General features: G+C 37.5%; 19 protein-coding genes. 12 read left to right on the top strand and 7 right to left on the bottom strand.

Features of this window, described 5'->3' with window-relative positions:
* Window positions 1-193: 193 nt before the first annotated feature.
* The 3 genes from FW778_RS02620 to FW778_RS02610 form a co-directional block, all read right to left on the bottom strand.
* Window positions 194-1,378 (bottom strand): MFS transporter, encoded by a 1,185-nt coding sequence (locus FW778_RS02620; RefSeq protein WP_150413039.1) that lies wholly within the window; start codon window positions 1,376-1,378, stop codon window positions 194-196.
* Between the two features lie 273 nt (window positions 1,379-1,651).
* Window positions 1,652-2,992: an alpha-amylase domain-containing protein gene (locus FW778_RS02615; RefSeq protein WP_150413038.1), complete on the bottom strand. Its 1,341-nt coding sequence runs from the start codon at window positions 2,990-2,992 to the stop codon at window positions 1,652-1,654.
* Between the two features lie 138 nt (window positions 2,993-3,130).
* Window positions 3,131-3,955: an energy transducer TonB gene (locus FW778_RS02610; protein ID WP_150413037.1), complete on the bottom strand. Its 825-nt coding sequence runs from the start codon at window positions 3,953-3,955 to the stop codon at window positions 3,131-3,133.
* Window positions 3,956-4,407: 452 nt separating this feature from the next.
* On the opposite strand from FW778_RS02610, the gene FW778_RS02605 reads away from it, so the two are divergent.
* The 10 genes from FW778_RS02605 (at window position 4,408) to dctA (ending at window position 11,670) form a co-directional block, all read left to right on the top strand.
* The gene (locus FW778_RS02605; RefSeq protein WP_150413036.1) at window positions 4,408-5,436 is read left to right on the top strand and encodes an acyltransferase; all 1,029 of its coding nucleotides are present in this window, start codon (window positions 4,408-4,410) and stop codon (window positions 5,434-5,436) included.
* Between the two features lie 137 nt (window positions 5,437-5,573).
* The gene (locus FW778_RS02600) at window positions 5,574-6,155 is read left to right on the top strand and encodes a Crp/Fnr family transcriptional regulator (RefSeq protein ID WP_150413035.1); all 582 of its coding nucleotides are present in this window, start codon (window positions 5,574-5,576) and stop codon (window positions 6,153-6,155) included.
* A 94-nt stretch (window positions 6,156-6,249) separates the two neighbouring features.
* Complete coding sequence (locus FW778_RS02595) at window positions 6,250-6,750, top strand: hypothetical protein (RefSeq protein WP_150413034.1); 501 nt, start codon at window positions 6,250-6,252, stop codon at window positions 6,748-6,750.
* 24 nt (window positions 6,751-6,774) lie between these two features.
* A complete protein-coding gene (locus FW778_RS02590) occupies window positions 6,775-7,338 on the top strand; it encodes a YceI family protein (protein WP_150413033.1) in 564 nt (187 codons plus the stop codon).
* A gap of 18 nt (window positions 7,339-7,356) precedes the next feature.
* The gene (locus FW778_RS02585) at window positions 7,357-8,292 is read left to right on the top strand and encodes a ring-cleaving dioxygenase (protein ID WP_150413032.1); all 936 of its coding nucleotides are present in this window, start codon (window positions 7,357-7,359) and stop codon (window positions 8,290-8,292) included.
* 34 nt (window positions 8,293-8,326) lie between these two features.
* Entirely contained in the window at window positions 8,327-8,626 is a 300-nt protein-coding gene (locus FW778_RS02580) for a GNAT family N-acetyltransferase (RefSeq protein ID WP_150413031.1), read from the top strand.
* A gap of 3 nt (window positions 8,627-8,629) precedes the next feature.
* Window positions 8,630-9,184, top strand: a complete 555-nt coding sequence (locus FW778_RS02575; protein WP_150413030.1) for a DsbA family protein — start codon at window positions 8,630-8,632, stop codon at window positions 9,182-9,184.
* Window positions 9,185-9,205: 21 nt separating this feature from the next.
* Window positions 9,206-9,631, top strand: coding sequence for an OsmC family protein (locus FW778_RS02570; RefSeq protein WP_150413029.1), 426 nt, complete (start codon window positions 9,206-9,208; stop codon window positions 9,629-9,631).
* Between the two features lie 6 nt (window positions 9,632-9,637).
* Window positions 9,638-10,282, top strand: coding sequence for an alpha/beta hydrolase (locus FW778_RS02565; RefSeq protein WP_235906007.1), 645 nt, complete (start codon window positions 9,638-9,640; stop codon window positions 10,280-10,282).
* 101 nt (window positions 10,283-10,383) lie between these two features.
* Window positions 10,384-11,670, top strand: coding sequence for a C4-dicarboxylate transporter DctA (gene dctA / locus FW778_RS02560; RefSeq protein ID WP_150413028.1), 1,287 nt, complete (start codon window positions 10,384-10,386; stop codon window positions 11,668-11,670).
* A 112-nt stretch (window positions 11,671-11,782) separates the two neighbouring features.
* Here the strand turns inward: dctA and FW778_RS02555 are convergent, their stop codons facing one another.
* The 4 genes from FW778_RS02555 to FW778_RS02540 form a co-directional block, all read right to left on the bottom strand.
* Window positions 11,783-12,988 (bottom strand): DUF3570 domain-containing protein, encoded by a 1,206-nt coding sequence (locus FW778_RS02555; protein WP_150413027.1) that lies wholly within the window; start codon window positions 12,986-12,988, stop codon window positions 11,783-11,785.
* 30 nt (window positions 12,989-13,018) lie between these two features.
* A complete protein-coding gene (locus tag FW778_RS02550) occupies window positions 13,019-13,243 on the bottom strand; it encodes a DUF4266 domain-containing protein (RefSeq protein WP_150413026.1) in 225 nt (74 codons plus the stop codon).
* A 69-nt stretch (window positions 13,244-13,312) separates the two neighbouring features.
* Complete coding sequence (locus tag FW778_RS02545) at window positions 13,313-13,753, bottom strand: thioredoxin family protein (RefSeq protein WP_150413025.1); 441 nt, start codon at window positions 13,751-13,753, stop codon at window positions 13,313-13,315.
* A 357-nt stretch (window positions 13,754-14,110) separates the two neighbouring features.
* On the bottom strand, window positions 14,111-15,043 hold the full coding sequence (locus FW778_RS02540; RefSeq protein ID WP_150413024.1) for an FAD:protein FMN transferase: 933 nt from the start codon (window positions 15,041-15,043) through the stop codon (window positions 14,111-14,113).
* A gap of 398 nt (window positions 15,044-15,441) precedes the next feature.
* Between FW778_RS02540 and FW778_RS02535 the strand changes: the two genes are divergently transcribed.
* Both FW778_RS02535 and FW778_RS02530 read left to right on the top strand, forming a co-directional pair.
* Window positions 15,442-17,205, top strand: coding sequence for an NAD(P)H-dependent oxidoreductase subunit E (locus FW778_RS02535; protein ID WP_150413023.1), 1,764 nt, complete (start codon window positions 15,442-15,444; stop codon window positions 17,203-17,205).
* Between the two features lie 3 nt (window positions 17,206-17,208).
* Entirely contained in the window at window positions 17,209-18,477 is a 1,269-nt protein-coding gene (locus tag FW778_RS02530) for an NADH-quinone oxidoreductase subunit B family protein (RefSeq protein ID WP_150413022.1), read from the top strand.
* Window positions 18,478-18,485 lie beyond the last annotated feature (8 nt).

The following is an 18,485-nucleotide window of genomic DNA, read 5'->3' as shown; positions in this document are numbered from 1 at the left end:
AATGAAATCATAACGAAAAGACTAACGGTAACGTGTACATCTTTTTCAAACAGTACCTTCATCTTTATTTTCACTCATACACAAAAGTCACTGGAGTTCAATTTACTGTGAACGTAATAAATTATTGATGATCTTAATCATTTATATGAATGATTAGAAGTGTAAATAAAATTGAACGTAACAGATGTGCGGTTTAAAATGACTTTTCGCCTGCTGGGGTTATTGACAGGAAATAAATTATTACAAATAAGGTTGCAATGCCGGTTATAATAAACGCGGCGGATGCACCAAAATTAAACCAAACGAGGCCGGTTAGCGAACTCGCAAGCATAGAGCATATGCTTTGAAGTCCTGAAAATGTTCCGATGGCTGTTGCCGTGTCTTTTTTATTGGTGATGTTTGAAATCCATGCTTTGGATATTCCTTCTGTGGCAGATGCATAAATTCCGTATAGAAAGAATAAACCAAAGAAGAAATAAAGATTATTATTTACTGACATTCCAAAGTAAACGACAGCAAATAAAGCAAGGCCCGAAATGAAAATTGTTTTTAGCCCAACCTTATCTGCAAGTATGCCAATTGGAAAAGAAAATAACGCATAAATTAGGTTGTAAAAAATATAAACGCCAATTATTGAGGTGTCATCAAATCCGCCTTGTTTAGCCTTCAAAAGCAAAAAAACATCGGAGCTGTTAAAGAGTGTAAAAATGAGAAGGCCGGTAACTACTCTACGATACACTGGAGGGCTGATTTTCCAATATTTTAGAAAAGAAAAAAAAGATATTTGTGTTTTTATTTGGCTACTATTTTTTAAAGCTCTTTTATCTTTTAAATAAAAAGAAGCCCATACAGCCAGGAGCCCGGGAATAAATGCGATAAAGAAAAGTGTCTTGTATTGTTTCGGATGAAAATATAAATATAATAATGCTAAGGAGGGGCCAATAACGGCGCCCACCGTGTCCATCGAACGATGAAACCCAAAGACTTTTCCCTTTGTTTGTGGAGTTGCCTCATCCGACAGAATTGCATCTCTTGCACCGGTTCTTATACCTTTTCCAAAACGGTCTATCGTGCGGCTAAAAAAAATCCAAAGAGGGTAAACAAAAAATGCCATCATTGGTTTGGATATAGCACTGAATGCGTAACCAATTTTCACAAGTGGAACCCGTTTACCCGATGAATCGGAAAGTTTACCAAAATATCCTTTACTCAGCCCTGCTGTTGCTTCCGCAACGCCTTCAAGAATTCCAATGAGCAAAATTGAAAAGCCAATTGATCGCAAATAAACCGGCATTATAGGGTAGAGCATTTCACTAGCCGTGTCTGTAAGTAAACTCACTATTGATAAGATCCAAACTGTACGGGTTATATATTTCAAAATTTATTTATTAAAAAGTAAAGAATCACTATGCACAGTTATCGATTAGCATGTGCATAAAGGCCGTTGGGTTTACTATAATAATAACTATTTGCTAAATATAATTAATTCATCAGCAATAGGAATTAGAGCCATTTCAAGGAAGGGATAAAGAATAAATATTTCACCCATTAATAAAAAGCGCTTTATTCTTATAAAACAATTTAATGATTAACTAATTAGGTTATCGAATGCCACACGCAAAGAGCTTTGCTGAATGTATAATGGCATTATTTAAGCATCCTGAGGAGTATAAACGACGTAGCCTCTTGGTGGTGCCCAAAATTCAGACGCCCCTGAGCCATCAGTATATTTCTCTAACGGTACATCGATATTATCTTTTCCGCGCCATGCCTGGGGAGTAAAATGCGTGCTTGCCCATTGAGTAGATACAAGCCGGCCGTTCCATCTTGCTGCATTATTTAATACAAAAATTAATCCTTTTTGCTTGTTGGTTCCGCGGCGCTGCATGATGTACAGGTCGTCATCACAATAAAGAATATCTGTGGCACCACCCGCATTTTGCTCATGCACTTTTATCAGCGCAGCTATGCCGCTGGTTAACCCTTCTTCTGCAAGATCATAGTTGTAATAATCCTGCCAGAATATGCATGGATAGCCTTCGTGGGTAAGAATATAGGCATAGGCAAGCATTTTGTCATTATATATAGGGTCGGTGCGAACGATGTCATGATTTTCAATAAAAGTTACCGCCCAATGTGCAAGATTATCAGTAACAAGAGTACCCGGTTGTGTGAGTGTTTTTAAACTAAACCCATAAGTATCGCAAAGATCTTTAAGCCTGCCGCGAAGTGGAAAATCAAAAGCACTTACCGGGTTATCAGTAAATGCATTAGTTTCCTTTAACCATTGGGTGATATATGTGTCTGTATCCCAATATTCGCCCACGCCAAATGGGAAAAAATTTATTTTATTATCTTTTTCGTATAGGCGTTCCAGTATGGCCGTAATGATCCACGTGCCATAACCTTTTACAAAGTCGTACCGCAATCCGTCAAAACCGATATCTTCAATAAGCCACCGGCTGTATTCAGTTAATTCGGAATAGACATAAGGATTGCGGTGACACAAATCGGGCATTCCTTCAAAAACTTCATCATCCCAGCGTTCAAAATAAGAGGGATGATAACACTTCCAGTCACGCGGAAATTTTCCGCTCCCTGGATTGTATTTCGTCCATCTCTTTTGCCCGTCAAGCTCATTGACTTCTTCTGCATCAGCGCCGTTAGTATGGTTTAGTACCATATCGGCGTATACCTGCATGCCGTTAGTATGTATTTCCTGAATTAATTTTTCAAGTTGAGTTCTTGTGCCGAACCATGTAGGGACAGAGCCTTTCTGGTCAACTTCGCCAAGGTCATAATAATCATAAGGATCGTAGCCCATAGACATTCCACCCATGTTGGCCGCTTTACAGGCAGGAGGTAACCAAAGTGCTGTAAAGCCCGCGTCGCTTAACGTTTTTATTTTTCCTGTTATAAAATTCCACCATTCAAATTCTTTGTTTTCCAGCTTGGGACAATCCCAGTAAAAGGCCTGCATGATAACACCCATATTGAAAGCTTTTATTTAGCAAAATTAACTGCATTCAATTCTTTACAGGTGTGGATTATGGTTTTAAATTTTCACCTGTGAGCACTCTCAAATTTATTGAGAAAACCTGGTAGTGATAAACATTAGCTAAGCTAACAGTTAACCGGGGTCTTTAAGAATCACCGGTTGCAGCCTGTAAGCGTTTACCTGCCTTCCGTTTTGTTCTGCGGGTATCCAGTTGGGGCCCTTTCTTATTATGTTCGTTGCCACTTCAGCAAGTTTGCTACCTTTCATTGTAACGGCTTCTACCTTACTTACCTTACCTGTTTTATCCACGATAAATTTTACCATACATGTCCCATAGTCGGCCTCTGTAAATTCGTCAAGGTTAGCCTCTATAGCTTTTTGCACATATTTAGTCCAGGCCGAAGGCCCGCCGGGGAAAGCAGCATCTATTTCAACTATCGTAAATATTTTATCTTCATCATCTTTTCTCTCAACAGGTGCCGCCGTAACCTGGGTTCCCTTGCTCACTATTGGTGCTGCAATTATGCCTAAATCTTTTGTTCCCTCAACAGTTTTTACATCAACTTTAGCCTCTTCAATTTCCTTTACTTCTGGTGGTGGTTTCATTACCTCTTCATCTTTTACAACTTTCGGCGGTGTAAACGCGATGGTTGCCACGGGTGGTAACGGCATCGTTTTTGGCTTAGGCGGCGGGGGTGGTGGCGGTTCTTCATGTTTTATGGGCTCTGTCAGCGAGATGTCTCTTACCTGTATCATTGTGTTTTCATCTTTTTTGGTAAGCCGTTCAGTAATGACAGATATAAGAAATATTACAGACATTGATATCAGGGTAACTATGAGCGCAGCCATAATTCGTTTGTTGTACGTCTTTCTTAATTCATAAGCGCCGTACTCTTTATTCCTTCCTGCGAAAAGGATATCGAGCCAGTCAACTTTTGAAATTCTATGAGCATGCATATTTTTTATTTTTAAATGAGATGAACAAATGCAATAAATGACGATGTGAAATTAGCAGCGGGGTTTTTTCGGGGAAATGACTATGATCATCAAAATATATGATTGACATACAATCACGATAATGACAAAAATTACGAGGATACCGGGGCTAGATAATGATGTTGAACAATATTCGATCAACTTTAGAAGGACCTCACTTTTTAATAAATTGCTCTAATACCTTGATGAGTTTATAAATATTAATTACATTCATTAAATATGGATTTAATCGGTTGAGATGGTAGGAAATATTTTATAATTATATGCTGACAAAATTTATTCAGACGGGTAAAGTGCATTCAGGAAACATTATTAAAATCAATTACTCCCTAAGGAAAATACATGTTGGGTCTTGACATTACTTGTACTTTACGAAAAGAATCCAATTAAAAAATACAAAGCCAAAAAAAATTATGAAACCAGGGAAATTACCATGGGCGAACGATTTAAGAGCATTTGCAACCATTGGTGTGATTGTGCTTCACGTGGCTGCTACCGTGTCGCTCCAATACCCGGCCATTCCCAAATCTTATTTTTTCACAAGTGTATTTTTTGATTCGGCAATGAGGTGGTGTGTGCCTGTATTTATAATGCTGAGTGGTTCTTTTGCCCTTGAGCACTATGATGGAAGAATGGGGAATTTTTTTCGTAAAATGTTTCTCAGGATTATATTACCTTTTCTTTTTTGGAGCGTCGTATATCTATTCTTTTTTTCATGGAATGATCTGATGGATCCACATAAAACGGTAGCTCAATTATTTTCGTTTATCCTTAAACAATTATTAAGTGGCACAGCTTCGCATATGTGGTATGTCTATATTATCGTATGCCTGTATCTTACTTTTCCATTCATATCGAAGTGGACAAGAGCAGCCGTGGAAAAAGAATACATTTATTTTCTTTCGATATGGGTAATCTTGCTCTTCCTTAATCCGTATTTAGACCATTACGACACAAGTTTTGACTTTAGTTATTTTAGTGGTTATTTAGGGTATCTTATTTTGGGCAATTATCTTTTTAAGGCCCCAAGAAAAATAAATGGTGTATGGTTGATCGTTTTTTTCGCGGCTGCATTTTTATATACTGCTCTTCGAACTTATTTCATTTCTATTAGTGGTAATGAAAACAACGAGGTGTTTATGGATAATCTTTCACTCAATGTTTTGCTGATGGCTTTCTGTATGTATTTGTTTTTTAAAAACGAGCAATATTTTGTTCGGCCTTTATTACGCAAAGTGATTGATTTAATCTGCGAACACAGCTATGGCATTTACTTATCGCACCTTCTTATTCTCAATATCTTTTTGTGGTGCGGACTCAGTTTTGTTTTTATTCATCCGCTGTTAAGCATACCAATAATTACTTTTGCAACCGTCGGTATTTCTTGCACTTTGATTGTACTAATGAAAAAAATACCCTTAGTAAAATCTCTTGCCGGGTAAAACGGTTAGCATTAAAAGGTAGCTTTTTTTGTGAAATAGATCAACCAATCAATATAAAATGTGTTGCATTTTTACCTGTAAATATTCTGACTGTAAAAACACTATTAATTCTTTACTTTGCTTCTTTAATAAATTTCATGTACGAACTTTTTTATAAAAAAATTACTGAACTAATTACTATTTCTGAGACGGAATTTAATTTTTGTAAAACGCTTTTTCTGCCAAAGAAATTAAGAAAAAAACAATACCTGCTGCAGGAAGGAGATGTTTGTAAATACAACACTTTTGTATCTAAGGGTTTATTAAGATCGTTCACTATCGATAATAGAGGAACAGAGCATATACTACAGTTTGCTTTTGAAGGTTGGTGGATAGGCGATATCTATAGCTTTCTTACTGAAAAGCCCTCTTTGTTTAATATAGAAGCATTAGAAGAATGCGAGTTATTATTAATTTCTAAACCTTCGATGGATTTATTGCTTGAAAAAGTTCCTGCATTTGAAAGATATTTTCGCATTCTTATTCAAAATAATTTAATAGCTACGCAAAGAAGATTAATGGGAACGTTAAGCGAAACCGCAGAAGAAAAATACACCAACCTCGTTAATAATTTTCCCGGTTGCCTTCAGCGTGTTCCTCAACACATGATTGCTTCCTACCTTGGTATTACACGCGAAACACTCAGCCGCATCCGCAGCCAAATGGCCGCCCGCAAATAATTTTGTTGACATAGATCAATGTAATTTATTATCCTATCGCAATGGAGCACTCCTTCGCATGGCCGTAGCTTTGTGGTAGCAAAAAAGAGGAGTTATGGCCGAAAAAAAAACGATAGCAGTTATTGCTTCTACAAATGAAAGAGCAACAGTAGTTGTAAAGAATATTTCTATTGCAAATTATCATTTGCTTTTATTGTCGAAATACCCGAATCAGTTTGAACAATTATCTGTTTCGTTACAATCTGCACATACAGGCCCGGAATTTGAGATAGTTGATTGCATGAAAGACGGATGTTGGGAAGCTGATATCATTATTCTTAACATTCCACAGGAAGAAGAAAAAGCAGTGGGAGAATTAATACGGGAAGTGTCAGTACAAAAGATTGTGGTAAGCTTTTCGCAAGGTAAAAACCAATTTGAAAGTGATGCACTTCAAAATAAATTGAAGTATTCTAAAATAGTCAATGCATTGGCAGTTACTAATACAATATGGCTGCACGGTAAAGACGAAAATGCAGTAAAGGAAGTTTTAGAAATTCTTAACAATTCAAAACAGGCTGAGACAGTAGACGAATTAAGTAATAATAAATTTTAAACATAAACAAATAAAATAAAAAAAATGACAAACATTAAATGGGCGCTGGACCCAATCCACAGTGAAGTAGTTTTTAAAATCAAACACCTGATGATCTCAACGGTTACCGGGCAGTTTAAGAAATTTAACGTAGTGGCAGAAACCGGAACAGATGATTTTAATACGGCTAAAAATATTGAGTTTACCGCCGATGTTGAATCGGTTGATACCAATAATGAGCAACGTGACGGTCATCTTAAATCTGCAGATTTTTTTAATGCTGAGCAATACCCGCAATTAAAATTTACCGGAAAGAAATATGAGGTAATTGATGGTGAAGGAACAATCAGTGGCGAGTTAACTATGCATGGTATAACAAAACCTGTAACATTAAAGGTGGAATTTGGCGGAGTTGCAAAAGACCCTTACGGACAAACGAAAGCGGGTTTTACTGTTACCGGTAAAATAAGCCGTAAAGAATTTGGATTAAGCTGGGGCGCTGTTACTGAAACGGGCAATGTAGTTTTAGGTGATGAAGTGAAAATAAATGCGGAAATTCAATTAGTAAAACAGGTAGAAGCATTAGTGGAAGAAGAACAATTAGCATAATAAGTTTAATTAAAAAAGATGGAAGACAGAATATTAGGGCTGCATCATATAACGGCCATAGCCGGAAACGCCAAAAGAACCCTGGAATTTTATACAAAAATTCTGGGGTTGCGGTTGGTGAAGAAGACGGTAAATTTTGATGATCCCGGAACGTATCACTTTTATTTTGGCGACGAAAAAGGAACTCCGGGAAGTGTGCTTACTTTCTTTCCGTGGGAAGGAATGCGGCGGGGGCATATCGGTACCGGCATGGCGACAGAAATCGGGTATTCTGTACCGTTAGACAGCCTTGATTTCTGGACGAAACGTTTTAAACAATATAATGTAACGCACGATAGCACCCGGGAAATGTTTGACGAACAATATGTTTCTTTTAGCGATCCGGATGGGTTAAAGATTAAATTAATTACCTCGTTAACTCCTGATGAAAGACAGCCCTGGCAGACCTCCGAAGTAAATGCAGGTGTTGCAACAAGAGGGTTTCATAGTGTTACATTAACGCTTAGAAATGTTGCGCCTACCGCAAAAATTTTAACTGATATCTTAGGGTATAAATTATTAAAGCAGGAAGGAAACCAATACCGTTTTATTACCGACGCAATTGACAATGCGGCAATAGTTGATATAATTGAAGCGCCGGGTTTAGCTCATGGCCTAAATGCTGCAGGAACCAATCATCATGTGGCTTTCAGGGTGAAGGACGATAATATATTGATGAATTACCGCGAAAAAATTGAAAGTTTTGGGTTAAACATTACCCCAAAAATTGATCGCGATTATTTCTTCTCTTTATATTTCCGTGAACCAGGCGGTGTATTGTTTGAGCTGGCAACAGATAACCCGGGCTTTACAAGAGATGAACCTTTGAATGAATTGGGAACTCATTTAAAGCTGCCAAAGCAATACGAAGCATCAAGAAAAGAAATTGAGAAAGTGTTGCCGGTGCTTGCTTGAAAATCCGTATAGGTTTAAATGTAAATAATAATTGATGGACGATGTAGAACTGAATTTGAATAAGAATGGCAGCGGATATTTTTATATTAATGAGGGAGAGCATAAGATTGCGGAAATGACGATAGACGTGTCTGGAAACGAACTTACAGTTTATCATACAGAAGTGCTGCCCAAAGCAGAAGGAAGAGGATTAGCAAAAAAATTACTCACGTCAATGGCTGATTATGCAAGGAAAAGTGATTTAAAGGTTATTGCGCTTTGCCCTTATGTTCATGCGCAGTTTTCACTGCATCCCGATGAATATAGTGATATATGGAAAAATAAAAAAACATGATGTATGTATAAGAAAGAAGAAATACCGGTAATAGAGCCGAAAGATATAATAATTGGTAATGTAGACGCACCGGTTACAATAACTGAATTTATAGATTATGAAAGCGAGAAATGCGTGCAGGCGCATGAGATCGTAAAAGAAGTGATGCAAACTTTTAGCGGAAAAATAAATTTTAATTTTCGTCATTTCCCATTGGTGAAGATTCATCAACGGGCGCACAAAGCTGCGGAAGCTGCTATTGGCGCGGCGCAGGAAGGAAAGTTTTTGGAAATGCATGAAACACTTTTAAAGAACCGTAGGCACCTGGGAACTATTACGCTTAAATCGTATGCAAAAGAAGTTGGTGTTACCAGCAAATCTTTTTTAAATGATTTAATCAATAGTAAATATGGATGGTTTGTGCAGGATGATCTAAAACATGGTATAGATCTCGGCGTAAGAGATGTACCTGCATTCTTTATTAATGGCGAAAAATTTGAAGGGAATATTACTTCAAAATCGTTAAGCCGGTTTATTAGTGATGCATTGAAGAAAAGGAAAATTAAGAAAGCGGCCTAAGCTGACTTTTAAAAATATAACATGGACAAAGTGATTGCGACCGCCGAGGTTATTAATAACGGTAACCAGTACACGTCGAATGTTACAATAAACCAGCACGAACTTTTAGCAGATGAGCCAATAGAAAAAGGCGGTGAAGATTTGGGGCCAGCCCCCGGTGACTATTTATGTGCGGCGCTCGCTTCGTGCAAAGCAATCACTTTACGCATGTATGCGCAAAGAAAAGCGTGGAACGTAACTGAGATAAAAGTAACGGTCGATTTAATAAGAAATACTGAAAAAGCGTCTGTGGAAAATACTTTTATTTGCCAACTGAGCTTTACAGGAAATTTAGACGATGAGCAACTTAAGAGGTTAGAAGTTATTGCAAATTCATGCCCGTTACACAAGCTTCTTTCTAAGCCGAGCCATATAATTTCAAAATTAGATCAACCCAAAATTTCATAAATACAAATGTTGACCAACCCAAATAATTTGCATACAAAAAATATTACTACGGGAGGTAAACCGATCGAAGAAGCTTCGAAGGTTTTAATCATGATTCACGGGCGTGGTGCGAATGCGGGCGATATAATTTCTTTAGCTGATTATTTAAATGTAAAAGATTTTGCTTTGCTTGCTCCCCAAGCGACCAATAATACATGGTATCCTTATTCTTTTATGGCGCCTGTTTCCCAAAATGAACCTTGGTTATCATCTGCCCTAAACTTAATTAAAGATTTGGTGAATGATATAAATACAAAGGGGATTAGTTTTGAAAATATTTATTTTCTTGGATTTTCGCAGGGCGCTTGTTTAACACTGGAGTTTGTTGCACGAAATGCCCTAAAATATGGCGGTGTTGTGGCATTTACGGGTGGCCTGATTGGCGATAGAGTTCGTACAGAAAATTATACCGGCGATTTTAATAAAACATCCATATTCATAGGGAGCAGCAACCCCGATCCGCATGTACCGGTGCAAAGGGTTAACGAAACAACAAAAGTTTTAAGCAATATGAACGCGGTTGTTTCGCAAAAGCTATATAACGACATGGCACATACGATTTCGCAGGACGAAATTGAAATGGCCAATACGATTGTTTTTTCCCAAAAATAACAACGCGGCAAGAGAAAATTTTTTCTTTACAAAAATCTTTTTAACTTATTCATCAATTTACACATTCATGATCTTAAAGGTTATGATGCAAAAAAAGCTGAATGAAGTATTTAAGAGTTCTATACGTGCAGGTTTTGATAGGCATTGTTGCCGGCGTTCTTGTGGGCTGGAAGTTACCTCCGTTTGCACCCACAGCAAAAATTATCAGCGATACTTTTATTAACATGATTACAATGGTAATTGCGCCGGTAATCTTTTTTACGATAGTTACCGGCATTACCGGTGCTGGTAACATGAAGAAGGTGGGAAGAATAGGAGGGAAGGCTATCATTTATTTTGAGATTGTAACAACACTTGCTCTTATAATAGGCCTTATCACGGCTAACATCATAAAGCCGGGGGCAGGTGTAAATTATTCTTCCGCCGCTGATACCAAGGTGGCTGATATTGCTGCACAGGCGAATGCCTTTAATTGGGGCGAATTTTTTTCTCACATAGTTCCCTCGCATTTGGTTGATGCGTTTGCAAAAGGCGATATTTTACAAGTACTTTTCTTCAGTATTTTATTTGCTATTGGTTTGAAATGGATGGGCGATGCAGGCAACAGTCTTCTCATAAATTTTGAAAAAATAAATAAGGTGTTTTTCAATATTTTAAAAATTATTATGAAGCTGAGCCCTATCGGGGCATTTGGTGGAATGGCATATACTATTGGAAAGTTTGGATTTGCAACGTTAAGTGTTTTGGCAAAGCTCCTGGTGTCTTTTTATATTACCAGTATATTATTTGTTTTTATTGTTTTGAATATGGTGTGCCGTTATTATAAATTTAGTTTGTGGAAGTTGTTAGGTTATGTAAAAGAGGAAATTTTGATTGTGCTGGGAGCAAGTAGCAGCGAAGCGGTGCTGCCTTCTGTTATGAAAAAGCTCACCGATGCCGGTTGTGAAAAAGAAGTGGTGGGTTTAGTGATCCCGGCAGGTTATAGTTTTAATCTTGATGGTACAACCATTTATTTAAGTATGAGTGTTATTTTTCTTGCACAGGTTTTTCATATTGATCTTTCTATCGGACAACAACTCATAATAATAGGAATTTTACTCCTTACCAGTAAAGGCGCCGCGGGCGTTACCGGCAGCGGCTTCGTAGTTCTTGCTTCAACACTTACCGCTTTAAAAGTTATACCGTTAGAAGGGCTTGCATTGTTAATAGGTGTCGATAGGTTTATGAGCGAAGGAAGAGCAGTTATTAATTTTATCGGTAACACCATTGCAACCGTTATAATTGCTAAAAGTGAAAAGGCGATAGATATGGATGTTTATCGACGGGTAGTAGAAAAAACAGAACCTGTTATAATTGCGGAGCCTTTGGTTGTTACAATAAACGATTAATTTATTTTGAATAACGGTATATAATTTTTTCTATACTTGAATAACGCAATAATTTTTTTTCCCTGATAGAATTACAGAAATTAGACAATCGAATTACTATTTGAATAATTCTTTACTTAAATGTAAAGTTCACTGATATCACATTCGATACAAGATTGGTTGTTTGAGAATAGTGTCCATAACGCAACTCAAGCGCACTTAATCCTTTTGTAATTCCTTTGGGCGGTGCTACCCGAAAATTAACTCCGTAGAACTGGCTGTTAAATGCAGACAATGCATAGTTGCTCGTGTAATATTGATCCGCGGAAGTATGTGTTTCATACGGCGCAAAATATTTTACAGCCGTTTGGGTATAATATCTGTAGAATGGTGCTACGGAAACAAAAGGAGTAATCTTCACAGGAACTTCAAGGCTTGCTGTGTGAGATTGCAATCCCCAACTGTCAATATAATACCGGTAATACGATCGGAGAATAATTTTATCGCCGAGGAAATAATTAAGCCTAACGCCAATTGGTAATTTTAGCCTGTTCGATGGAAGAGTCTCAATGGCCTCTGTGCCGTTATTAAAATAAACCCGGTGAAAGGGTAGACCCAGGTAACCATTTTGATAAACACCATCAACAAGAATTATACCTTGTAATCTTTTATTAATTACCTGTGAAAAGGATAACGACAAGGTGCCAGTTGTACGAGGCTTTGATGGAATCCGGTTTCGGCTTTCTTCGCCGCTTGCCGATGTTACTGTTACTTCCTGAACAAATTCTGACGGGTAAATTAATTTAACACGGTCGAAATATCCTCTAAGTTTTGCACCGAACTCGCCATTGTTTTTTGTCTTTTTAGAAACTTCTGCGTCTAGCCCAAATGAAGTATAGTTATATTCCTTTGAAAAATAAATTCCTAACCCCACTCCTGTACCTTTTTTTGCATTTTCCATGTTCCAGTTAAGGGAAGGATAAATGCGGCTGCCACCGGTTTTAGACGCTCCTGATTTGTTTACATACGCAGAGGAAGCAGACGTATGATGATCGATGCCAAGGCCCGCCGTTAATGTATGTTTTCGATTCATATAGTCCCATCCCACCCATTTAACTTCGAGCCCGTTAGATAAATCAGTTACTTTTTCTGTACCAATTCCGCCGGTAACAGCCGAATGATCTCCATTTTGTTTATAATAACTTGAAACAAGATTAATTTCATCAATTTTTAATGGCTTGGAAACATAAAATGTGGTATCCTTATCTTGTTGATATTGGCCAAACGAATGCAAGACCATCATGTAAATACCAACAAGAGTTAAGCAAATTTTTTTCATGAATTTTTTTACGGATGAAATATCAAAGAATTAGTTACAACCACAGCCACCGCCGGTTTTGCCGCCATTGACACCTGATGCTCCTTCCCGGTAAGATTGAAAATTGAGTTCGTTTTTTTCCACCTTCCGATTGCCTAAAATCATTTCAGAATCGTTGATCCTGCTTTTCTGGTATTCTTTCACGTTAGCACAGGATGCTAAAATTATAGCGCCTGTCAGTGCGAGAAATGTTTTTTTCAGAGCTTGTAATTTCATATAAAATTTATTTGAACCTTTAGTTTTGCAGGTTCAATTTGTACTAATTATCAGGATACGCACTTATGTTTATTTATTGGCGTAACAAATATTCCCCACTTCTTCAGAAAATTGTTGTGCACTTTCATCCGGAAAACCATCCCAGGTTTTTAAAACTTTGCCATCTTCATTCAGTAAAAGTGTAAATGGAAATTTTCCATCCGGGTTATATTTATCCGCAAGAGCATCGTTCTGTTTCCTTGTTTGCGCATCTAACTGGTTTTTTTTATTTCTTGGAAAATCAGCGTTAACCATTACAAGAGAAGTGTCTGCCATTTTTGTAAAAACTTCATTATCCAAAATTTCTCTTCTCAGTCGCATGCAAGGGCCACACCAATCAGATCCTGAAAAATTTAATAAAATGAGCTCATGTTTTTCTTTGGCAATCTTTTTTGCCGTTTCGAAATTCGGCTGCCAGTTAGCAAAGGACATTGTGGTAATACTAAAAGCGAGTAATAATAGTTTATTCATGAGTTACAATTAAGACTAATAATTTATAGATGCTGATTATAAATTTTGGTTGGGTTATAAAATTGATGGTAACTTTTTTTTAACAAATTTGTTTCAATGTGCTTCGATAGCAAGTAATAAAAACCGAAATTAATTTGCATGTCTCTTGTGATGCCACAACAGCTTATTAATTAACTAATATTTCTGTTTATCGAAAAAAATGAAACTAATGCTGGTGGAGTAAACAATTTTTTAGCCAGAAATTGTTACGGATTATACGTTGGCTAATATTTAACCAAACCGGTTACATTTTTATTTTAGTTTAACATTATACAATAGGGGCAACGCTAAAAGATGGATACAAGTTCAAAAAATTCCTTACGAGAACCTGATATTGTCCGATGCATAAACTGTATTGTTATCATCGATCACTATTGCTTCAATATCTTTCATTTGGTTAATAAGGTGCATCCCGGCTTTGATACCCATTATCATAACAGGCGTTGCCATTGCATCTGCAATTTCAGCATTAAGCGTAATAATAGTCACACTTTTTATCCCGGATACCGGCAACCCTGTTCTCGGGTCGATAGTATGAGAATATTTTTTGCCATCGATCATTACAAATTTTTCATAATTACCGGAAGTGGCAACTGCCATATTTGTAACATTAATGTAAGAAAACAATTCGTTGGATGAATTTGGGTTCGCAATGCCTATTGTCCACGGCTTGCCGTCAGGTTGCAAACCCCACGTAGTAAGATCGCCGGATGCATTAACAATCCCGCTTTCAACACCAGACAATTTCATAATGTACCTTGCTCTTTCAGCAGCATATCCTTTCCCGATTCCGCCAAAACCAATCCTCATTCCTTTTTCTTTAAGAAATACCGTGCAATTTTCATCATTAAGAATAATATTCCTGTAATTAATACGGCGCACCATTTTTTTCGCAGTTTCTTTATCCGGCAATGCTTTCATATTTATATCAAAATTCCACAATCTTTTATCTATTGACCCATAGGAAATATCAAACGATCCCTGCGTTATCCTTGAAATACGCAATGATCTTTCTATAAGATCAAACGTTTCCCGCGATACTGTAACAGGCGCCATCCCTGCGTACCGGTTGATAAGGCTTGTTTCACTTTCTTCATTAAAGGTCGTGAGCAATTTTTCAATACGCTGTATTTCCTGAACTCCTTCATCGATGCGCAGGTTGGCCCAAGCTTCATCGTTGGATACCACGCTTATTTCAAAATGATTGCCCATTAATCTCAGGCCTTTTTTAAATACTTTGCGCTCCGTCATTGTTATAAATTAAAAGGAAAAACCGGGAATAATTGTCGGCTTTGTACCTGCTGCGTCTTATACTTTTTTCAACCGCCGTTACATGTTAGAATTTCCAGGCGAAGTTAATATCAAAATAATGAAAAGTATTTTTAGAGAGGTTGGAATACATCTGCTGATTTTAATTAAGCATGATTTTCTTCGGTCTGTAATATGATATACGTCATGTTAAAAAATGAGGTTAATAAATAATTTTGAAGGTTAAAAAGAAGAAAATTGATTCAATACTTTTTATTTTTTCTCCTTAAATTTCATAGCAAAATTTTGGCGGGAGAAATTTTATATACAACCAATGCCAGCAATTTCTTACTAACTGCAAATAACAGCAATGTATTTATAAAATTTTCAAACAAACCATAATGAATAACGGTATTGAAAAAAGAATTCCGGATCCTTCCCAAACACAAATGCTTAACAGACTGTGGGAATTACAAAAGAGCAATGGATACATTCATGATGATGATATAAAAGAGCTTGCGCATTTATTTAATCTTTCCGCAGTTGAAGTGGAAGGCGTTGTTTCCTTCTATCATTTTTTCCATCGCAAGCCAACAGGTAAGTACACTATTTATCTCAACAATAGTATTATCGCTGATATAAAAGGGTTTCACCGCATTAAAGAAACATTAGAAAGAGAAACAAGCGCAACGTTTGAATCAGTTGACCGCACAGGAACATTCGGCCTTTTTCTTACGCCGTGCATTGGATTAAGCGACCAGGAGCCTTCTGCATTAATTAATTTTTATCCTTTTATAAACCTGAACGTTAGTAGGGTAAAGGATATTATTGCGAAGCTAAAAAATGGCGTTCTCCCCGAAACCATTTGTGATGCACCTGCTGACAATATTCGCTATACACCCGCAAGTGGTAAGTCTGTTTTCTTCAAAGAATTTATTCCGGGAACTGCAATTGCTAAATTAACAGATATCCAACCGTTAGGCGTAATCGAAGAATTAAAAAAATCGGAATTGGCCGGGCGTGGCGGAGCATATTATCCTACCTGGAAAAAATGGAATGCGGCAAAAGTTCAGGCGGCCTCTCCCAAATATGTTGTGTGTAACGCCGATGAAGGCGAGCCTGGAACATTTAAAGACCGTGTGCTGATGAACACACAGGCGCAGTCACTAATAGAAGGGATGATTATTTGCGGCTACACAATTGGCGCTGCTTATGGGATTGTTTATTTAAGAGGAGAGTACTGGTGGCTGAAAAATAAACTGGATGAGGCGATAAACGATTATCGTTCTAAAGGGTTGCTAGGAAAAAATTGCGGTGGTATAAACGATTTTGATTTTGATATAAGGATACAAATGGGAGCCGGTTCTTACGTATGTGGCGAAGAAACGGCATTGCTTGAATCATTGGAAGGTAAGCGCGGAGAGCCACGCACCAAATGGTTTTTCCCTGTTGAAAGAGGGTACCTGCAACAGCCTACCATTATTAATAACGTAGAAACTTTTTGCGCCGCTGCACGAATAATTGAAATGAGCGCTGATCAATATATTAAGATAGGAATCGCCGGTTCGCCCGGTACCAAACTAATTAGTGTTTCCGGTGATTGCCAACTACCAGGTATATACGAAATTGAATGGGGAATGACCATAGAAGAATTACTTCAATTGTGCAAGGCGGATGATCCTTATTATATGCAGGTGAGCGGCCCATCCGGTGAATGTATTTCGGTTGAGGAAAAATTTCGACGCATATCAATGCTCGATTTGCTCGGCCAAAAGGATATACGTTGCGGCGGATCTTTTATGATCTTCAATAAACAAAGAGACCTTGTAAAAGTACTGCTGAATTTTTCTGAATTCTTTAAAAATGAGTCTTGCGGTATTTGCACGCCATGCCGTGCCGGCAGCTTTATCATACAAAGAAAATTGGAAAGATTGGATAACGGACTGGCCAATGAGGCTGATCTTGAAGAATTAAAAAGCTGGGGAACTATCATGAGAAATACCAGCCGTTGCGGTCTTGGTAAAACGGCTACCAGCAGTTTGATCATGGCGATGGATAAATTTCATGATTATTTTGAAACTAAGCTGGATAAGAATTTTGACGGGCTTAACCTGAAGTTTGATATGAATGCGGCAACTAAAGATTATGAAGAATATAAAATATAAATAATGGCAAGCAAGGTTAATATCACGATAGATGGTAAAAATTTTCTTGTTGAAGAAGGTAAAAATCTTATGCAGGTTGCAAAAGAGAATGGCATTTTTATTCCATCGCTATGTTATTTTGAACACATAGAACCCCCATTGGGAACCTGCAGGGTGTGTACTTGTAAAATAAATGGAAAATTTGGGCCGGCCTGTACAGAAAAAGTTAGCGAAGGGCTTAAAGTTGAAGTGAATGATCCGGAATTAAAAGACACAAGAAAGGCATTGGTAGAAATGATGTTTGCTGAAGGAAATCATATCTGCCCGGCCTGTGAAAAAAGCGGCAACTGCGATCTGCAACACATGGGATATGAATTGGGAATTGCGTCTACGCGTTTTCAGCATTTATTTAAAGACCGCATTATCGACTTTCAACCAACCAGGATGGTAATGGAACATAACCGTTGCATTAAATGCCTTAGATGCGTTGTGGATGTGGTTACTGATGAAGGTAAAAAAGTATTTACTTATCAAAACAGGGGTAATGAAACGTACGTAGGAGTTGATTACGAACAGGAAGCCAAATTAACGGAAGAACAAGCTATCAATGCAATGAAAATTTGCCCAACGGGTGCTATCATAGTTAGGGGAGTAAGCATTGCTGAACCATTTGGAAATAGAAAGTTTGATATGCAATCTGTACAAAAAAAGTATAGTGAAGAAATACCAAAACATAAAGAATCTCAAATAACTAAGAAAAGAATTGCAACCGTTTCTTTAGCTGGCTGCTTTGGCTGCCACATGTCCATGCTCGATATAGATGCAGAGCTTCTTGATTTGATCGAATTGGTTTCATTTGATAAATCACCTTTAACTGATTTTAAAAATTTTACAACCCGATGTCATCTTGGTATCATTGAAGGCGGTTGTTGCAATGATGAAAATATAGAAACACTTAGAAAATTCAGGGAAAACTGTGATGTGTTGGTTGCAATAGGTGAATGTTCGATATGGGGCGGCCTCCCTACTTTGAGAAATTCCATTCCACTTGGTGAGTGTCTTGATGAAGCGTATCTTAATTGCCTTACCAATGAACCCGGTAACAATATTGTTCCTTATGATGAAGATCTGCCAAAGATTCTTGACCGCGTCTATGCCTGTAATGAGATTGTTAAGATAGATTATTACATACCGGGTTGCCCGCCTGATGCGAACATTATTTGGAAAAGCATAAAAAATATTTTGTGGGGTGAAGAGTATTCCATTCTTTATTCTGAATTTAAATATGATTAACTGAAAAC

Origin of the sequence: Ginsengibacter hankyongi, from assembly GCF_008710285.1 — a bacterium.
Classification (GTDB): domain Bacteria; phylum Bacteroidota; class Bacteroidia; order Chitinophagales; family Chitinophagaceae; genus Ginsengibacter; species Ginsengibacter hankyongi.
Note: the sequence above shows the minus strand (reverse complement) of the source record. Positions and strands in the feature narration are given on the sequence as shown.

Bases quoted from the DNA above. Each gene is read 5' to 3' on its own strand.
- FW778_RS02565 (WP_235906007.1), top strand. From the start codon at position 9,638: ATGTTGACCAACCCAAATAATTTGCATACAAAAAATATTACTACGGGA.
- FW778_RS02545 (WP_150413025.1), bottom strand. From the start codon at position 13,753: ATGAATAAACTATTATTACTCGCTTTTAGTATTACCACAATGTCCTTT.
- FW778_RS02595 (WP_150413034.1), top strand. From the start codon at position 6,250: ATGGCCGAAAAAAAAACGATAGCAGTTATTGCTTCTACAAATGAAAGA.
- FW778_RS02575 (WP_150413030.1), top strand. From the start codon at position 8,630: ATGTATAAGAAAGAAGAAATACCGGTAATAGAGCCGAAAGATATAATA.
- FW778_RS02555 (WP_150413027.1), bottom strand. From the start codon at position 12,988: ATGAAAAAAATTTGCTTAACTCTTGTTGGTATTTACATGATGGTCTTG.
- FW778_RS02615 (WP_150413038.1), bottom strand. From the start codon at position 2,992: ATGGGTGTTATCATGCAGGCCTTTTACTGGGATTGTCCCAAGCTGGAA.
- FW778_RS02610 (WP_150413037.1), bottom strand. From the start codon at position 3,955: ATGCATGCTCATAGAATTTCAAAAGTTGACTGGCTCGATATCCTTTTC.
- FW778_RS02600 (WP_150413035.1), top strand. From the start codon at position 5,574: ATGTACGAACTTTTTTATAAAAAAATTACTGAACTAATTACTATTTCT.
- FW778_RS02540 (WP_150413024.1), bottom strand. From the start codon at position 15,043: ATGACGGAGCGCAAAGTATTTAAAAAAGGCCTGAGATTAATGGGCAAT.
- FW778_RS02550 (WP_150413026.1), bottom strand. From the start codon at position 13,243: ATGAAATTACAAGCTCTGAAAAAAACATTTCTCGCACTGACAGGCGCT.
- FW778_RS02580 (WP_150413031.1), top strand. From the start codon at position 8,327: ATGGACGATGTAGAACTGAATTTGAATAAGAATGGCAGCGGATATTTT.
- FW778_RS02570 (WP_150413029.1), top strand. From the start codon at position 9,206: ATGGACAAAGTGATTGCGACCGCCGAGGTTATTAATAACGGTAACCAG.
- dctA (WP_150413028.1), top strand. From the start codon at position 10,384: ATGAAGTATTTAAGAGTTCTATACGTGCAGGTTTTGATAGGCATTGTT.
- FW778_RS02585 (WP_150413032.1), top strand. From the start codon at position 7,357: ATGGAAGACAGAATATTAGGGCTGCATCATATAACGGCCATAGCCGGA.
- FW778_RS02605 (WP_150413036.1), top strand. From the start codon at position 4,408: ATGAAACCAGGGAAATTACCATGGGCGAACGATTTAAGAGCATTTGCA.
- FW778_RS02535 (WP_150413023.1), top strand. From the start codon at position 15,442: ATGAATAACGGTATTGAAAAAAGAATTCCGGATCCTTCCCAAACACAA.
- FW778_RS02530 (WP_150413022.1), top strand. From the start codon at position 17,209: ATGGCAAGCAAGGTTAATATCACGATAGATGGTAAAAATTTTCTTGTT.
- FW778_RS02590 (WP_150413033.1), top strand. From the start codon at position 6,775: ATGACAAACATTAAATGGGCGCTGGACCCAATCCACAGTGAAGTAGTT.